Here is an 18,113-nt window from a genome sequence, read left to right on the forward strand (position 1 = left end):
GGTAATAGGTAATGGGTAAAGGGTAATGGCACAGCATTTAGTAGTCAAATAAAAGCCAATAGCTAATCACCATTTAATGACCAATGACCAGTTACCAATTACCAAGCTTCACATTTATTTATTATCTAATGATCAGGAGTTATATGCGCATCACCGTCGGTCCACCTATTTTAACGATTAATCATGGCGGTACATTTATGGTTACTGACCTTGATGGTCAAATTCAACAAGATGGTTTTTTAGGGATTTTCGCTGAAGATACGCGTTTTTTAAGTTATTACGCCTGTTATGCTAATGGTAGTTCGTGGGTACGTCTGCGCTCAACAACAACAACATATTATGCCTCACGAGTTTATTTAACGAATCCAGAAATTCTTACTGAAGATGGGGCAATTCAGCAAAACTCGCTATCTTTAATTATCAGCCGTACCGTCGAACACGGAATTCATGAGGATTTAGATCTAACCAATTACGGACTTAAACCAGCAAAATTCACATTAGAGATTGCGCTACGCTCTGATTTTGCGGATATTTTTGAAGTTTCTTCAGGAAAGTATGTGCGGCGGGGATGCTTAGAAACAAACTGGGATATCGAAAAAAAAGAACTGCATACAAGTTACAAAAATAAAGATTTTTTCCGTAGTTTAATCTACCAACCGCGTAACTACGACTCGCAACCGCACTATGCAAATGGTCGGATTAACTATGAAATCGCGCTAAAACCAGGTGAAAGCTGGCACGCTTGTGGAAACTATATTTTGGTTGAAAATGACCGCAAGCGCGAACCGATTCATATCTGTTACTACAAAGCCGTTGATGAGGAAGTTAACACCGAGTTAGAACACCTGTATCGCCATTGGTTAGAGACTGTTACAGAAGTGACAGTCTCTAACGAAGAAGTGTATCGAGCATATCGGCAATCGGTCAGCGATACAGGAGCATTACGATTGTATGATTATGACTTTGGTCCTGATGAGTGGCTACCAGCGGCGGGGGTTCCGAAGTTTGTGACACTATTTGGACGCGACAGTTTAATTGCGACGCTGCAAAACATGATTACTCACCCTGGTTTTGCGCGCGGAACTTTAAAGAAACTCGCGCAGTTGCAAGCCACGGAAATGGACGATTGGCGTGATGCTCAACCAGGCAAAATCTTACACGAGATTCGCAAAGGAGAACTCGCACATTTTCAAAAGATTCCACATACACCTTATTACGGTACAGCAGATGCAACAACTTTGTATCTAATTGTGCTGCACGAGGCTTGGAAATGGACAGGTGACGACTCCTTATTGCATGACTATCGCGATACGATCTTGCAATGCTTAGAGTGGATTGATCGCTATGGCGATCTTGATGGTGATGGATTTCAAGAGTATCAAATGCGATCGCCTAGTGGAATCGAAAACCAAGGTTGGAAAGATTCAGGAGATGCGATTGTTTATCCTGATGGTAGCCAAGTAAAAGCGCCAAAAGCGTTGTGTGAATTGCAAGGCTATGTTTTTGATGCGTGGATGCGCATGGCAGAAATTTTTAATTATTTAGATGAAGGCGATCGCGCCGATCGTCTGCGTAATAAAGCCGCAAAACTCCGAGCCCAGTTTGAAGCAACTTTTTGGTGCGAAGACATTGGTTTTTATGCGTTTACACTCGATCCTGATAAAAAACCCGTGCGGACAATTGCGTCAAATCCAGGACATTGCTTGTGGAGTGGAATTGTTTCGCGCGAACGTGCGGCGCAGGTTGTGCAGAAATTACTTGCACCAGATATGTATAGTGGCTGGGGTATTCGGACTTTATCGGCGAATAATCCTGCATTTAACCCTTTCTCTTACCATCGGGGGAGTATCTGGCCGCATGACAATGGCATTATTGCCTTAGGGTTCAAGCGCTACGGTTTCACAGAAGAAACCGCGCGGCTAGCACGCGACCTTTTCGAGGCAACAAGCTATTTTGCTAGCTACCGCTTACCAGAACTTTATTCTGGGGTTGAGCGATCGCCTGGTGCTTTTCCAGTGCCTTACATAGAAGCAAATGTCCCACAAGCTTGGGCAGCGGGTTCAATATTTCACCTGTTGCAAGCAATTTTAGGTTTGCAAGCGGATGCACCGCACAAGTGTCTTTATGTCGATCCGTGTTTACCGCATTGGATACCAGAAATTACCCTCAGCCGTTTAGAAGTTGGCGACGCTTGTATTCAGTTACGCTTCTGGCTGGAAGACAAAGTAACGCGCTGGGATGCAACTTTGCAAAAGGGTGAAATTGAGGTTAAACAGCAGGCTTGGCAACCTTGGAAAGTTGAAGCAAGTTAACAAAGGATGCATTAGCGCCAGTCCACGCAGGTGGACATTGTTGATTAAGCTGCGACTTCAGTCACCAAGCATCCATCGAATTTACATGAGGTACGTATGCGATTACGTCCAATCATCATTTTGATTTCTTTAGTTGTTCTTGTCGGGTTTATTGCATTTCGCATTGAACTCGCGCTTCCTGGAACACCACCGAGTCTTTACAATACCTATACACCATTTACAAAGCCTACATCACAGGAGATTGGTTCGTATGATGTGTTGGGTCACACGGTAAGCAAAGCGGAAGCTGACCAACTTTTGCAAACAGAGACAGGAAAACAAGAACTTTCACCAGAAAATGGTGCGGTGGAAGTCAGTGAAGAACTTATCGATCTTGGTCGTAAAGCGTTTTATTTAGAAACGTTTGGCAATGAATATTTGTTTACTGATGTCATTGGTATTCTAGATGGACCACTGAATCTTGCTAGTTTGAGTAAAGCAATTTTGGCATTAGGAGGAAAACCGACAACAAATTTACAAGTCACTTTAGATGAAGATGTCACAGTAGGTAATCGCACCTTCACAGCAGGTACGGTACTTAATACAGGAATCGATGTTCCGAAAGGTTCGCTATTTCCATTGGGAATTCGTTCGTTTCTCGATCAGGGTAAGGTTCGTGTTGGTGTAACTTGTGCGTTGTGTCATGCAGCGGTCAGTTCAGAAACAGGGCGCGTTTTAGAGGGTGCGCCGAATAATGATGTTGACACAGGTTTAATCATTGCATTTGCCAGCAACTCTGCAGCTTTGTTTCGCCAGGCGAGTGCGAATCCTACAGAAATGCCACTAGGCGATCGCATTTACATCAACAAAGACGGACAAGAAGCCCGCTTACCTGATATCAAAGCAATGGAAGATGCGGTTGACACCGACTTATTATCATGGCCTCCTGGTAACTTTACCTCAAATGGAGACTTAAAAAACAATCCTTCGCAAATTCCTTCATCTTACACCCAAGGTTCTTGGCCTTATAGCTGGAGTGGAGTGGCTTCTGTGGGTTGGTTCCATGGGTTAACAACATTAAATAATGCTGTATTTGGTGTCAATGCCGATCCGGCAACAACAGCGGATGCAGGGGGCGAACTATTAGGAGTAGATAAAGAAATTTATCTAGGAACAATGCTGCAAAATGCCTCAAATCCCAAATTCCGCTTACCCGATAAAGTCAAACCATCAGAATTTTTTGAGAAAATCGATCCGACACCAGGAGCACCAGGCTTCAACGAAGTCATCAAAATGCCAGAATACCCAAAAGGCAGCGTATTTATGCAAAACGGGTTAATGGCAGCTTCTCCAGGATATAAAGTGGCTGAACAAATTAACGCGATGTCCGCGTATCAAAATACGCTAGCGCCACCACCGTATCAATCCACAAATGATATCGAAGTTTTAAAACATGGTGCTGCGATATTTAACCAAGCAGGTTGTGTCGATTGTCATAGCGGACGCTATTTTACAAACCACGATGTGATCGCCCAACGCGAAATTGGTACGCAACCATCCCGCGCCCAAGCATCAAAAGGTTTTGCAAAGCTATTTGTTTTGCCCCAAACTTATCCACCTAACGTATCTGTACCCTTACCGCCCGATCCTCCTGTGATTCCAGTTTCCACGGATATCACGCCTAAAGAAGATATTGAGTTAGCTTACGCGCAAAGCGATCCTTTGGGAGGATTCAAAGTGCCTAACTTAGTTGGACTTTATCTCAGCGCACCCTACTTACACGATGGCGGTGTTGCTGCGAGTTCAGAAGCTCTCAAACCTGATAAAAAAGGCTTTAAAGTTGCAAACCCCGATCAGTTAGGAATGGCAGGTACCTTGCTACAAGGAATTCAACCTGATCCCAGTGCAAGTTTACGAGTCTTGGTAGATCGCAATCTGCGTAAACCTGTCGTTGCTGCTAATCGAGCGAATTCTGACTTGCAACGAGTCAATGTCGATGGTAGCGGTCACAATTATTGGGTAGATAGACAAGCTGGTTTTTCTGTAAAAGACCAAACTGACTTGATTCAATTTCTACTTTCAATCGATGACGACCCAGAAGTGCTGCTTGATAACTAACTCTGGTCATTAAACTTACAGCAGTGGGAGTAAGGGTTCTGCATGGCACCAACTTGGTATATTAGTAGCTATCAATTCTCCCCTGCTCCTCTACTCCTCTGCTCTGGTGCTCTTCGAGGAGAACCAAGGATATCCTGCACGTAAAGCATTCTGATTAAAACCATAATTACCGCAGCAAGCGGGGTAGCAACTAATGCACCAAGTACACCAAACAAACCACCCATTGCTAACACCGCAACCAGTGTGACCGCTGGTGGTAAAGAAACAGTTTTTTCCTGTACAATTGGTGTCAGAACATTACCTTCTAGTTGTTGCACGACAAGATAAAAGATAGCAACATAAACAGCCTGCATGAAACCTTGGCTGATAGCAATAATAATTGCCGGAAATGCAGAAAGAATTGGTCCAACAACCGGAATGAACTCAAGTAATCCAGTAATGATACCCAGAATAAGTGCGAGTGGAACATTAAGTATTGTTAATCCAACAGCAACAACAATACCAATTGTAATCATAGAAATCACTCGCCCTAACAGCCAACCACGCAATATTTGGATGACACCAGCAATGACTTCTTGCGCGCGATCGCGTCCTCTTGACGGCACTAAATTTATTAATCCGTTACGATAGAGGTTAGGTTCAACCGCGAGAAATATACCAATAAAAATAACAAACAGCGTATTTGCTAATCCTTCTAAAGTGAGAGCAAACGCATCAACAAATTGATTAAATAAGTTGGATATTGGTAATCCGCCATCACCACCTGGGACTTGTTCAAGTAATTGTTGACCCCAATTATACTGAGCTAAAAAAGTTTGTAATTGATTGATTCCTAGCTGAATTTGTTGGACAAATAATTCAACCTGACTCAATACTTCGGGAATAAAAAACCACCCACCAATACCAATGACAGCAACAATAAGCACTACAACTATAACTAATGACCATTGTGTGCTTAAAGGCGTGTAACGAGCTATTGGTTTTGCTAGAGTCCGCAGGACTACGGCGAGGAGCAATCCAAGAAAAATTAATAATAAAACATCGATAATTGCCCAAGCAAAGAGTAGCAAGACGACAAATAGCCCAATAATTCCGACTGCGATGAGCAAGCGTTTTAGATATTCCCAAATATTCTGCTGAGACACGTGCCCGACTTCCTTGCAGTTAAGTTTTTCGCAGCATATCAAATATCAAGCTCTAATTAAATATTTTTGAAGAGTTGAGTCATTAAAATGCTGGTGCGATCGCACTATTTTCCTCTCCTCTTAAGTGACTTGCGCTTTGATCTTATTACATAAATCAGCTTTACTTAATTCTGTGTCTTCTATCTATAGGAGGACTTTTGTACAAAATAGACACATCACCACACTGTTTGACTTCTAATGTTACAATGTCATAGTTAAATATATATTTTGATTAAATTAGTCAGATTTACCCATCGAACGAGTGAGCAATTTCATTACCTAATAAATGAAGCCTTTAAAAACACTTGGTTGAATCAAAATTGCTACTTAAAAATTATAAATCTTGTCTAACATCAACCAAATCAAACCCGCGCAGGCGGGTTTTGTCTGTGTAGGTGCGATTTCTAATTGCCCACTTCAACCGAACGAATGAACATAATTGGAGGATAAAAATGCAGCTGACAAGAATCATTGCCAGCATGATAGCAGGTATTAGTACATTAGGAGTTGCTGCGTGTGGGGTACAATCCACAGAACAAGTTTCTAGTAGTGAAAACGTTACTCAATCACCGCGATCGCAACTAGCAACTGCAAATCAACAAGCTTGTACTTTAGTACCACAAGGCGCAGGACCGCAAGGACAAGTGGATGTCCGCGTCGAGGAAGTCGCCACAGGCTTAGAAGTTCCTTGGGGAATTGCGTTTTTACCAAACAATGATATGTTGGTGACAGAAAGACCAGGACGAGTGCGGTTAGTCCGCAACGGTCAATTACAACCTGCACCTGTTGCCACAATCAATGTAACTGATAGCGGTGAAGGTGGATTATTAGGTATTGCAGCCCATCCTAACTTTGCACAAAACCGACTATTTTACCTATACTACACCGCCGATCGCAACGGAACACCAATCAATCGAGTCGAGCGTTGGCAATTATCACAAGATGGTACTAGCGCCACAGCAGATCGCATGATTATTGATGATATTCCGGTTGCACTGTATCACAATGGCGGACGGATTCGCTTTGGGCCTGACGGAATGCTCTACATTGGTACTGGAGATGCGCGTAAGCCGGATATTTCTCAAGACGTTGATAGCTTGGCAGGTAAAATATTACGCGTGACCCCCGATGGTGAAGTTCCACCGGATAATCCATTTCCAGGTAATCCCGTATACATTAGCGGAATTCGCAATACCCAAGGCTTTGACTGGGCGAATGATTCGACGCTGTGGGTAACAGATCACGGTCCGAGCGGCGAACTCGGTAGAAGCGGTCATGATAAAGTTAGCGTTGCCAGCGCAGGTGATAATTTAGGATGGCCTACAATTTACCGTTGTGAAACTCAAGAAGGATTGGTGACGCCATCATTAGTTTGGCGACAAGCCGTACCCCCAGGAGGCGCGGCAGTTTACACCGGAAATGCAATTCCTGAATGGCAAGGTAGTTTAATGATCGCAACACTGCGATCTGAACATTTGCATCGCGTCGTCTTTGAGCCTAATTCTCAACAAGTTCAACAGCACGAAGTTTATCTACAAGGCGAGTATGGTAGGTTACGCGACGCTGTAATGGGTTCTGATGGCGAACTTTACATCACAACAAGTAACTGTGATGGTAGAGGTAACTGTCCCGCTGGTCAGGATAAGATTTTGCGCGTTACTAGGTAATTGACAACAATATCCTTCGACAATTACCAGTTATGCAATTCAAAACTCTGACGGAGAGAAGTACTGAAACCGTTATCTTTTCTACATCCGAGCAATAATATCTATTTGGCGATCGACAACATTTTCCCCTGGAGCGGGTGCAATATCATCAGGAGTCTGTGTATCAGTATTTTGTGGCTCCTGATTCACAGTGTTTTGATCTAGTTCATCAGTAGCAAGATCAGGCGTAACGCCAGTTGTATTGTCAGCGGTGTAGCCTGCTGGAATATTGGGGTTGCTTTGTTCTGAATTCATGATTTTTCTTCTTTGTTACTTGCTCCTAATTTTTTAACTTGTTGTCATGCAAAAACATCACTCCAAAAGTAGAAATAGTTCTGAAAGGTTGAACTTTAGTGAAAATTGCTAAAATTAGATGCCCAAGCAGTCAAATAAAAAGAGATACAAGATAAACTTTGAGGAGCAAAAAATAGCTCATTAAAATGTATTTTTTATAAATTAGCAATAATTTGAGTTATTTTAACCTGCTATTAACTGTAATTTAACGACGAATGAGGTGAATATATGTAGTTTTGAGGTGATGCTGTTGACGATCGCCTTAAGATTATGGTTGTGGAACGTCTGACGCGAGCTTTTCCATCAGGTGGTATCTGGAATATTGTTGGTTTAATATTGGCACTGTTAGGTTTTTTGTTGCCCTCGATCTTTTAGGTGAGGGTTTTGAATTATTAGGTGATGATGCTGCTAATCCGGTTACTGGCTTTTTTACTGGTATCTTAGCAACTACGCTCGTTCAAAGTTCTTCAATATCTACTTCTTTGACAGTTGCACTTGTTGCAGCAGGGCAATTATCTGTCGCCGCTGCTATTCCTGTGATGCTAGGAGCAAATATTGGTACAAGCGTAACAAATTCCATCGTTGCACTAGGACACTTTAACAATAAAGACGAATTCAAGCGAGCATTTACTGGTGCAATGGTCTTGGATTACTTCAACATTATTGCTGCAATCATCTTTATCATCATCGAGATATATACACGCCTTTTATCTTGGTCAGCCACAGGGTTAACGAATGCTTTGGTCGGTGTAGGCGTAATTGAACTATTCGATCCTCTAGACTTCATTGTTGATCCAATTGTCAATTTTATTGTTGGTGTGAATCAAGACACAGGTTGGATTGTTTTAATTGTTGCTTTTATCTTGTTATACACTGCTCTTAGAGGACTTGTAAAAGCACTGAGAGCGATCCTCAACGATGATTTAGAAGAAAAAGTGAAGAAGTACTTATTTGGCTCGTGGTGGCAAGCTATGCTGTTTGAGCTAGTTATTACTGTTGCTGTCCAAAGTTCAAGTATTACAACTTCAGTGATTGTGCCAATCATTGCGCTGGGTGTAGTAGTTGCTATGACAAGCTTGCCATACTTCTTGGGCGCAAATATAGGAACTTCGACAACAGCTTTAATCGCAGCAATGTCACTCGCTGCTGATGGCAATCCAGAGGGAGTAGCATCGCTCACAGTAGCATGGGTGCATATGGTGTTTGATCTCTATGCGATCGCACTCGTCTACCCCATTAAATACACGCGCAGACTACCTGTGTGGCTAGCTGAAAAATCAGCAGATTTTGTTACGGCAGGTCGAGTTTCAGTAATTGGTTATATTGCTGCTCTTTTTTATCTTCTCCCTTTTGGTGCAATTTGGTTAACACAAGATTGGCAAGTTGCCGAATTTTACGAACCTGTGGTACTGCCCGAAGTTGAACACTTACAACAAGCATCAAGTGACGATGCACAAACTCAAAAACCTGATGCAAGTACAAATGAAACAAGTTCTAACTCAGAATGAATTATTATGCGATCGCGAGTAGTTCAGTAAAAATAAATCATGCCGCAATCATCACAAGTACTCAAGCGAGAACTGGGAGTCGTTGGGGCGATCGCGCTTGGTTTAGGCTCAATTGTGGGCACTGGCGTTTTCGTTAGCACAGGAATTGCTGCGGGTATAGCAGGACCTAGTGCGATCATTTCGGTAGCGATCGCGGCGTGTGTAGCAGTGTGTAATGGCTTAAATAGCGCCCAATTAGCTGCGAGTCATCCTGTCAGTGGTGGCGCTTATGAGTATGGCTATAAATACCTTACCCCATGGCTAGGGTTTACTGCGGGGTGGATGTTTTTGGTGGCGAAATCAGCTTCAGCAGCGACGGCGGCTTTAGGTTTTGCCGGTTACTTATTGAATGTTTTGGGAATAAGTGATCGCACCTACTTAGTACCTACAGCTTTAGCCGCAGTAGTCGGGTTGACGTTAATTGTTTTGAATGGAGTGAAGCGCTCGAACGTTATCAATATCACTATTGTGTCAATCACGCTGCTATCACTGCTTTTCTTCATTGTAGCTGGCTTGCCAACAGTAGTTGCGACTGAGTTTAATAATTTTACGCCTTTTGTTGCAGATACCACTAACCCAGTTGCTTCAGTTTTACAAGCTACTGCCTTGATGTTTGTTGCTTACACTGGATACGGACGTATTGCCACATTAGGTGAAGAAGTCAAAGAACCATGCAAAACGATTCCCAGAGCAATTATTATTACTCTTACCACAACAATGTTGCTTTATATCGGTGTTGTTGTTGTTGGGATTGGTTCAGTCGGCGCGCAAACCTTAGGCACAGTCACCAGTGAACAAGTTGCACCTTTAGAAATTGCAGCGCGTAGCTTTAATATTCCTGGAAGTGGTTTAATTTTAGCTGTTGGTGCTGTGACAGCAACATTAGGTGTATTACTCAATTTAATTTTAGGTTTATCGCGCGTGTTATTCGCTATGGGGCGGCGTCGGGATATGCCTAAATTTGTAGCGCGGATGAATTCCTCACGCACAACGCCTTACATTGCAGTACTGATTATGGGAAGCGCGATCGCTTGTTTGGTTTTGATTGGTGATGTCAGAACAACGTGGTCATTTAGTGCGTTTGCTGTTTTAATCTACTATGCGATTACCGATTTATCAGCATTACAAATTCCCGATGAAGATCGGCTTTATCCGAAGTGGATTGCTTGGATTGGTTTAGCAGCTTGTTTATTCTTAGCTTTTTGGGTAGAACAGCAAATTTGGCTAGTAGGTGTTAGTTTAATTATTACTGGGCTAATCTGGAAAACTGTAATTAGAAAGCTAGTATTAAGTTACACTGATAATCAGGGGTGAAAAGCGAGTTATTAAGATTCTTTTAAATTCAAAACTAACTATCAGCAACGGCAAAGTTAGTTTTGATAGCTGCGGTTCCCTGGTCAAAAATTGTTTGTGCGTAATCTGTCCAAACGCCTTGTCCCCAGTAGCGAAAACAGCTTGTTTGTAGAAGTAAATTGTATAACAAAGCTTGACGGTATTCTGACTGTTTTGTATCGATATTCGCACTATCGACTTTTTCATGAAATAAAGCACTCAATTGATTCATCGGGCTTAAAACATTTTCATATCCTGCTACCCAACTGATGTGGTTTGTCCAAGAAGCCCCATCAATATGAAAGTTTGGGTTAGCTTGCTTGATTTGTGTGATCGCATTAGCGATCGCATCAGGAGTAAAGTCATCTTGCACTCTTTGCCAAATTTGATATTGACCTGCGGCTTGACACATTGGATAATCTTCAAATCGACACCCAGCAGCTTGAATTAATTCTAAATATTCTGTGCCTGTTAATCCCACAACACGACGATCTTGCTCGTACCATACTTTCTTAAATGCTGAGGGAAATTCATTCATCATCACGCCACCATTTTCACCATCCGCGATTTGCGTCACTAAGGGTGGAATAGAAACACTACCAAGCTTTTGCCAAGATAATGTTTTTGCTTCGTAGTAAGGTTGCATTTGCCCGACTAACTTTGTATCAGAACCTTGAGTTTTAATTAATGCTGTAATACTCAAAGTTTCACCCGCAGAATTACGGGCAATCAAGCGATGTGGAAGATGTTGAAATTGCAGTGCTTCTCCTGTTAATGATTCTACAGTATGCTCTTGAACAATTAACCAACGATAGCCACACTCAAGGAGAGCTTTGATAAATTGATACAGCGTATCAGGATGATTCGGCAAATGCATTTCAGGAGGTGAAAAACCTTTCACCCGCGCTAAAGCTTCCCAACCAAAAATGGCAGCAAAATGATGTTGCCATGCTTGAATATGTAATTTAATATCTGGAATCGGAGTAGAAGGAACAACGCTATGACTCCACATCGTTCCTAGCCATTCGACATACGGTTGGTAAGTGCGATCGCACGTAATACGTTTGAGATTCTCCAAAATATCGCCGCGCCCCATTTGTTGCAATCCCCACAACAAATTGCCAGAATAATCTAACATCACGCGCGGGTTATACCCTTGACTGACCAACTCAGGGATAAAATCAGCCATACGGCTATAGCAGTAGCTAAAAGGACCTGCATTATGATTATCGCCTTCGTGAGGATATTCAAACATATATTGCAGGTTACTCATCAAAGCACTATTGACACCCGCAGGAATTATCGGTTGGTGCATATGAAGGGCGATCGCAAAACCCGCAGTAATTTCCTCTAACCGGATGTTCGTCGTGGGTAAAAAAATCGGTTCTTGATGGAGTACTACCGATGCAACTTCGGTTTCCCATCCCGAAATATTTGGTAATCCATCAACAATTTCTGGTAGTTGTGGTAAGTTAATCAATTGAGTGCTAGTCATAATGACTGAAACGCTAAGTTCAACTAAGCTACTAACTTTTCTTCATTAATGCAAGTTTTATATTCTGAGCAACACTAAAATCATTCCATTGCCCTACAACTTTCTTCGGGGCTACTCCTACTAAGTACATTCACGCGGATTAACAGGATTATTTAGTAGCGAATTTATTCGCAATTCTTTTCATGTAGGAAGTTCATTGCGTGGCGGATGCGAACATTTTCACAACCAAGCTAACCTGTAAAGAAAGCGAAAGTTGATGAGTTTACTTTAGATGATCGACAAAATAGCTAAGACTCAATACCCAATTGACGATCTACTGCGACAGCGCTGGAGTCCGTTAGCATTTTCAACGCAGACAGTTGAACCCGACAAGCTACGCAGTATTTTAGAAGCCGCAAGCTGGGCAGCATCTTCTTTTAACGAGCAACCCTGGAGTTTTATTGTTGCAACTTCAGATAACAAGGTTGAATTTGAACGCTTGCTGAGTATTCTCGCACAAGGAAACCAAGAATGGGCACAGTATGCCCCAGTATTAATGCTGAGTGTAGCAAAATTGCATTTCGAGCGCAATGGCAACGAGAATCGCCATGCTTTTCACGATGTTGGTGCAGCGGCTGCAACCTTAGCTATCCAAGCGACGGCATTAGGATTATTTATTCACCAAATGGCAGGATTTGACGTTGCTAAAGCAAAGGAGATTTACGGTATTCCTGAAGGGTACGAACCAGTAGCCGCGATCGCATTAGGTTATCTCGGAGATCCACAAACTTTGTCAGATAAATTGCAGCAACGAGAAATGTCGCCACGCACTCGTAAGCCGCTAGAAACTTTTGTTTTCTCTGGTGGTTGGAACCAGCCTTCACCACTCGTTAACCGTTCGTAATCGGTAAAATCTGCGGTGCATCGACACTGCGATCGCGCATCGTCGTCGGTAATTCTTGATGATAAACGCCTGAAGGTAATACCCCACAGCCACCATAACGAGCCATGACTCGTAGTTGTGCGAGTACATCTTCGCCACAAGCTTGTGTTGGTAATTCTTGCCAAAAACGAAAACCGCCGATATCGAGGAGTTTTAATCTGTCATACAAAACGCACCCTGCAATCCAAGCAACGCGATATTTGCGCAGGCGATCGCACGTAATGTTGTAACGTTGTTGAATGTGATATAGATTAGCCGCATTATGCAATTTCCAACGTTCCCAAGCAGGAGTATTTGGTTTTACTAATTCTGGTGTTACAGGAGTATCCCAAAATTCAATCTGCTGTTCGTGCAAGCGAATATCGTGAAGAAAGCTAAGCCCGATAAATGCATTACCAACAAAGCCGCATTTTTCTTCGGCGATCGCTACTAATAAATTATGGACGACGTAAGACTCGCAAATAACATCATCATCTAAATAAAGAACATAGGGAGAAGTTGCTTTCTCTAAAAGAAATTGACGTTGTTGCGCGATACCACGTCGTGGTAAATTTTTGTAGACAATGATTTGATGACCGTGACTTTCAAGCACTCGAACTACAGCTTGAACTTCTTTAGTTTGAATTGCATCTCGATCTTCAGTTTGATCGGAAATAATTATGCGAAAATCGCGGTAAGTTTACGCGCAAAGACTTGTTAGCGTTACAGCTAAAGCTGTTGGACGGGGTTATAAGTAGGAATTAGAATATCAATCATCAGTTAGTTAGCCTAACGGCTGGTAATAGGTAACTGGTAATTGGATACAGACATTGAGGTGTCTGGAGATAGTAGTTCTAAGACTGCACTAACCACGGTTTCGGGTTTTACTAAGCGTAAACAGTGATGATGTCCTTCGGGACAAATGCTTTTATAACAAATCCGACAAGGAACATCGTGAAAGATAACACGATTAGGAACTTGCCAAGGAGTATGTTGCGGATTAGTTAAAGCGTATATGTCAACAACAGGCGTACCAACTGCAGCGGCGATGTGAACAGGGGCGGTGTTGTTAGAAATTAATAAAGGGGCTGCATCGATTAAAGCACTAAGTTCGCCTAAGTTAAGACGGTTAACGAAAGAATGCGATCGCATCTTTCCGCGAATGAATTCAACAAGTTCGATTTCAGATTCAGTTCCAGTGAAAACCACTTGAATATCGTAGTCTCGAACTAATTTTTCCGTGACAATTGCAAAACTTTCGGAAGGATAGCGACGCGAAATCGCAGATGCGCCTGGGTGAATGACAACCCAAGGCTGTTGATGAATTCCTATTTCTGCGAGTAATGATTGAATTCTGAGTTTAGCTGTGTCTGGTATACATAACTTCAAGCGTTGATCGGCTATGGTACTCCCGACGCTAGCAACTAAATCGAGTTGGTGTTGCACTTCGTGACGGATAAATTGTTCCGGTTCGGGATCTTTAATCCAATGCGTGAGAAGTTGATAAGGATTTTCATGGCAATGCGCTAACGTCAAAGGAATACCCGCCATGTAGCACAAAAAAGCCGTTGGTAAAGGATTTTGACTGTAAACGGTGAAGATTACTGCTGCATCAAAATCACGTTCTCGCAATAAATTAATAATTGCATATTCTGGATCGCTATTTTTCCGAGGTGCAGTTGCTTTTAACCAAGGAGAATCATAAACGATGACATCATCAATATCAGGGCACCTCGAAAAATTCATGAAGAAGCGTCTTGAGTTGAGACAAACTGGTATTAGAGCGAATAGGGGTAAAGTTCAATGAGCCAACCCGGATTTGGGGACTGGGAAGAACACCAAAACAAATTGAATCAGAAAAGGGACTTACTGGTTAGGCTCAATGAAATTGTTCCTTGGGAAGCATTTTGCCCAACATTAGAACAAATCCATGATAAACCCCGCAAGAGTAAAGCCGGACGTAAAGCGATTGACGCAGTGGTGATGTTCAAATTACTGGTAGCGACCGTCTATCATTCATGCAATTTATGGGCTTTGGATTAGCGGATGAAGTTCCTGATGCAACCACAGTTTGGCTATTCCGCAAACAATTGAGCCAACAAGGGTTGATTGAATTGCTATTTGAGCAGTTTGATGGTTATCTCATTGAGCAGGGCTATGCTGCCAAAGGCGGACAGATAGTCGATGCCACTTTGATTCCAGTACCCAAGCAGCACAACAGTGACAAGGAAAATGAACAATTGAAGCACGCACAGACCCCGCAAGAATGGCAGGATAAACCGCATCGATTAGCGCAAAAAGACCGGGATGCCCGATGGACGAAAAAAGGCGGCAAGAGCTACTTTGGTTACAAAACTCATATTGGTGTGGATGTCGAGTATGGTTTGATTCGTCGTTACAGCGTTACCGATGCCTCAGTGCATGATTCTCAAGAGTTGGGCAACTTATGGGACGACGACAACGAAGCCGATACCCTGTAGGCAGACAGTGCCTATCGTTGTGAGGCAACTGAGGCAGTGCTGGAGTTAATGGGCTTTGAGAGTCAAATTCATCCGCGAGGCTATCGCAATCACCCTCTGATCCAAGAGCAAAAACAGTCCAATCGAGACAAATCCAAAACTCGTGCCAGAGTGGAACATGTCTTTGGCAGTTGGGTGATGCAGATGGGAGGTAAATTAGTGCGTTCTATTGGTTTAGCACGGGCTCAGGCATCTCTAGGGTTGAAGAATTTGACCTACAACTTCATGCGTTATATGTTTTTACAGACTCAGAGCGTCTGTTAGGGCAGTCGATGCACGGTGAAATTGATTCCATTGCGTCTCTTGGAGCTGTATGTTGCAGTTTGCTTCACAATTGCTTGGTCAATTCATTGCCTGTTGTCTTATCTGAGATCCCCATCTGCCCAAAAACTAATTTATCGAGGTTCCCTTTATAAAGATCTCTGATCATCTCTTTCCTCTGTGACCTTCGTGTCTCTGTGGTTCGTTAAAAAATACTGTTAACAAACAATTTTGATGTATAAAATTTCTTTTAATTTCTACCCATTTACATCCTTTAGCAACCCCAATAATTCCGCTTCAGACAAACAAGTAACCCCTAATTGTTGTGCCTTCTCCAACTTAGAACCAGCAGCTTCCCCAACAACAACATAATCCGTTTTTTTACTCACAGATTCTGTCACTTTACCACCTGCATTTTGAATTAAAGCTTTAGCCTCGTCGCGTTTTAAGGTCGGCAATGTCCCTGTAATCACAAAAGTTTTACCACTAAGAAGACTCGCCTCAACAGCCGATGTTGTGATTTCTTGAGCTAATTGTAAGCCAGCAGTTTGCAACCGTTTGATTAAAACTTGATTTGCCGGAATGCGGAACCACTGATGCACCGACTGCGCAATTTCAGCACCAATACCATACACTGCGGCGATATCTTCAGGAGTTGCAGCAGCTAACTTTTCTACAGTTGGAAAATGCTGCGTTAAAGTCTGCGCATTCACACTACCCACATGACGAATACCTAGTCCGTATAATACCCTTGACCAAGGTTGCAATTTTGAGTGCGCGATCGCAACCACTAATTTTTCCGCCGATTTTTTCCCCATGCGTTCGAGTGACTGTAACTGCGTAGCGGTTAAATCGTACAAGTCAGCAACCGACTGCACAAGAGCGCGATGTACAAGTTGTTGTACCAGCTTTTCGCCCATACCGTTAATATCCATTGCATCGCGGCTGACCCAGTGTTCAATCGCCCCTTTAAGAATTGCGGGACACGAAGCATTGACGCACCGCGTGACCGCTTCACCTTCAGGGCGAATCACAGGTTGACTGCATACCGGACAATAGGTTGGCATCTGAAAAGGTACAGTATTATCAGGACGTAGTTCTTTTAAAACGCGCACCACTTCAGGAATAATTTCACCAGCCTTGCGCACAATCACGGTATCGCCAACGCGAATATCGAGTTGCGCGACGCGATCGCTATTATGTAACGTCGCCCGTGATACAGTCGTTCCCGCTAATTCCACAGGACGCATTTCAGCAAGTGGCGTTAATGCACCAGTTCGCCCGACATTAACAGCAATATTTTCGACGCGCGTCGGGGCTTCTTCCGCTGGATACTTAAGCGCGATTGCCCAACGCGGAAATTTTTGTGTAAAGCCCAATTGTTCTTGCAGCGCAAACGAGTTAATTTTGACGACGACACCATCAGTCATGTATGGTAAATTCAACCGTTCTGTATCCCAATACTTGTAATAAGCGGCAACTTCCTGAATTGAAGGACACAGTTCGCGATTAGGATTTACGCGAAACCCCATATTCTGCAATAATTCCAAGGCTTCCCATTGCGTGCGCGCAATGCTTGCATCATCCATTCCTGGAATATGTAACGTATAAGCAAAAAAATCAAGTCGTCGCTGTGCCACAATTCGCGAATCGAGTTGGCGTAACGTTCCGGCGGCTGCATTGCGCGGATTAGCAAACAACTGTTCTCCTGCATCGCGCCGTTCCTGATTAATTTGTTGAAATACCTCTAATGGTAAAAAAGCCTCGCCGCGTACTTCCACACGGCTGGGGGGATTTTCTAAATTCAACCGTAAGGGAATCGCGCGAATTGTCCGCACGTTTTGCGTAATGTCTTCTCCTACAATTCCATCACCGCGCGTCGCCCCGCGTACAAGAATGCCATTTTCATAAGTTAAAGCTAAAGCGGAACCATCGATCTTCAGTTCGCACACGTACTCTGCGGATTCTACCTTAGGGGCGTGACGCTTCCAGCGTTCTTGCCAAACTTTCAATTCATCGATATTAAACGCATTTTCTAGACTATAGAGCGGTACATTATGGCGTACTGAGGAAAATTGAGTCGCAGGTTTTTCCCCGACGCGCTGTGTTGGACTATCCGGTGTAATGAACTGCGGATACTGAGATTCTAGCTGTTGTAATTCGCGGTAAAGCTGGTCATAAACGGCATCCTCCATGATCGGATCGTCTAACACGTAGTAGGCGTAGCTTGCTTTTTGTAGCAATTGCCGTAGTTCTACAATGCGTTGTTGTTTAATTTCTGATGCCGGTGGTTGCATAGAACTTTTCCCTTACCGATTGAAATCTCAAGTTTTAGTTTAGCTTCCACGTTTTGAGAATCTGATTGCCCTTCCTCTTCGCAAGCTACTACAAGCTACTACTATAATTAGATGATGAAAATTACACTGCGAAATTCCTAGCAATATTTTCATACGCAGTATCATCTA

12 protein-coding genes and 1 pseudogene are annotated in these 18,113 nt (G+C 43.0%); 7 read left to right on the plus strand and 6 right to left on the minus strand.

The window, feature by feature from the left end:
• The first annotated feature begins 143 nt into the window (after positions 1–143).
• Both NIES1031_RS18585 and NIES1031_RS18590 read left to right on the plus strand, forming a co-directional pair.
• Positions 144–2,312 carry an amylo-alpha-1,6-glucosidase gene (locus NIES1031_RS18585; protein WP_073550978.1) on the plus strand — a complete coding sequence of 723 codons (2,169 nt, stop codon included), beginning with the start codon at positions 144–146 and terminating at the stop codon, positions 2,310–2,312.
• 96 nt (positions 2,313–2,408) lie between these two features.
• Positions 2,409–4,409 carry a di-heme oxidoredictase family protein gene (locus NIES1031_RS18590; RefSeq protein ID WP_073550979.1) on the plus strand — a complete coding sequence of 667 codons (2,001 nt, stop codon included), beginning with the start codon at positions 2,409–2,411 and terminating at the stop codon, positions 4,407–4,409.
• A gap of 71 nt (positions 4,410–4,480) precedes the next feature.
• On the opposite strand, the gene NIES1031_RS18595 is transcribed toward NIES1031_RS18590, so the two are convergent.
• Complete coding sequence (locus NIES1031_RS18595; protein WP_073550980.1) at positions 4,481–5,554, minus strand: AI-2E family transporter; 1,074 nt, start codon at positions 5,552–5,554, stop codon at positions 4,481–4,483.
• A gap of 491 nt (positions 5,555–6,045) precedes the next feature.
• Here NIES1031_RS18595 and NIES1031_RS18600 point away from each other — a divergent pair, with 491 nt between their 5' ends.
• Entirely contained in the window at positions 6,046–7,260 is a 1,215-nt protein-coding gene (locus NIES1031_RS18600) for a PQQ-dependent sugar dehydrogenase (protein ID WP_073550981.1), read from the plus strand.
• A gap of 81 nt (positions 7,261–7,341) precedes the next feature.
• Here the strand turns inward: NIES1031_RS18600 and NIES1031_RS18605 are convergent, their stop codons facing one another.
• On the minus strand, positions 7,342–7,554 hold the full coding sequence (locus NIES1031_RS18605; RefSeq protein ID WP_073550982.1) for a hypothetical protein: 213 nt from the start codon (positions 7,552–7,554) through the stop codon (positions 7,342–7,344).
• Positions 7,555–7,928: 374 nt separating this feature from the next.
• Here NIES1031_RS18605 and NIES1031_RS18610 point away from each other — a divergent pair, with 374 nt between their 5' ends.
• Together NIES1031_RS18610 and NIES1031_RS18615 are read left to right on the plus strand one after the other, a co-directional pair.
• On the plus strand, positions 7,929–9,101 hold the full coding sequence (locus NIES1031_RS18610; protein WP_269086028.1) for a hypothetical protein: 1,173 nt from the start codon (positions 7,929–7,931) through the stop codon (positions 9,099–9,101).
• Positions 9,102–9,140: 39 nt separating this feature from the next.
• Entirely contained in the window at positions 9,141–10,454 is a 1,314-nt protein-coding gene (locus NIES1031_RS18615; RefSeq protein WP_073550984.1) for an APC family permease, read from the plus strand.
• Positions 10,455–10,488: 34 nt separating this feature from the next.
• Here NIES1031_RS18615 and NIES1031_RS18620 read toward each other — a convergent pair whose 3' ends face one another.
• A complete protein-coding gene (locus NIES1031_RS18620) occupies positions 10,489–11,967 on the minus strand; it encodes a glycosyl hydrolase family 57 (protein ID WP_073550985.1) in 1,479 nt (492 codons plus the stop codon).
• A gap of 271 nt (positions 11,968–12,238) precedes the next feature.
• On the opposite strand from NIES1031_RS18620, the gene NIES1031_RS18625 reads away from it, so the two are divergent.
• Positions 12,239–12,850, plus strand: a complete 612-nt coding sequence (locus tag NIES1031_RS18625) for a nitroreductase family protein (protein WP_178378184.1) — start codon at positions 12,239–12,241, stop codon at positions 12,848–12,850.
• Here NIES1031_RS18625 and NIES1031_RS18630 read toward each other — a convergent pair.
• Together NIES1031_RS18630 and NIES1031_RS18635 are read right to left on the minus strand one after the other, a co-directional pair.
• Positions 12,837–13,550 (minus strand): glycosyltransferase family A protein, encoded by a 714-nt coding sequence (locus NIES1031_RS18630; protein WP_218596864.1) that lies wholly within the window; start codon positions 13,548–13,550, stop codon positions 12,837–12,839. The two genes, NIES1031_RS18625 and NIES1031_RS18630, sit on opposite strands and share 14 nt — an antisense overlap.
• Before the next feature lie 107 nt (positions 13,551–13,657).
• The gene (locus tag NIES1031_RS18635) at positions 13,658–14,614 is read right to left on the minus strand and encodes a glycosyltransferase family 9 protein (RefSeq protein ID WP_236738904.1); all 957 of its coding nucleotides are present in this window, start codon (positions 14,612–14,614) and stop codon (positions 13,658–13,660) included.
• A gap of 57 nt (positions 14,615–14,671) precedes the next feature.
• Here NIES1031_RS18635 and NIES1031_RS18640 point away from each other — a divergent pair.
• Positions 14,672–15,651 (plus strand): annotated as a pseudogene (locus NIES1031_RS18640) (IS5 family transposase).
• Positions 15,652–15,905: 254 nt separating this feature from the next.
• Here the strand turns inward: NIES1031_RS18640 and ligA are convergent.
• Entirely contained in the window at positions 15,906–17,945 is a 2,040-nt protein-coding gene (gene ligA, locus NIES1031_RS18645) for an NAD-dependent DNA ligase LigA (protein ID WP_073550986.1), read from the minus strand.
• Between the last annotated feature and the right edge of the window lie 168 nt (positions 17,946–18,113).

Origin of the sequence: Chroogloeocystis siderophila 5.2 s.c.1 (genome assembly GCF_001904655.1) — a bacterium.
Taxonomy (GTDB): Bacteria; Cyanobacteriota; Cyanobacteriia; order Cyanobacteriales; family Chroococcidiopsidaceae; genus Chroogloeocystis; species Chroogloeocystis siderophila.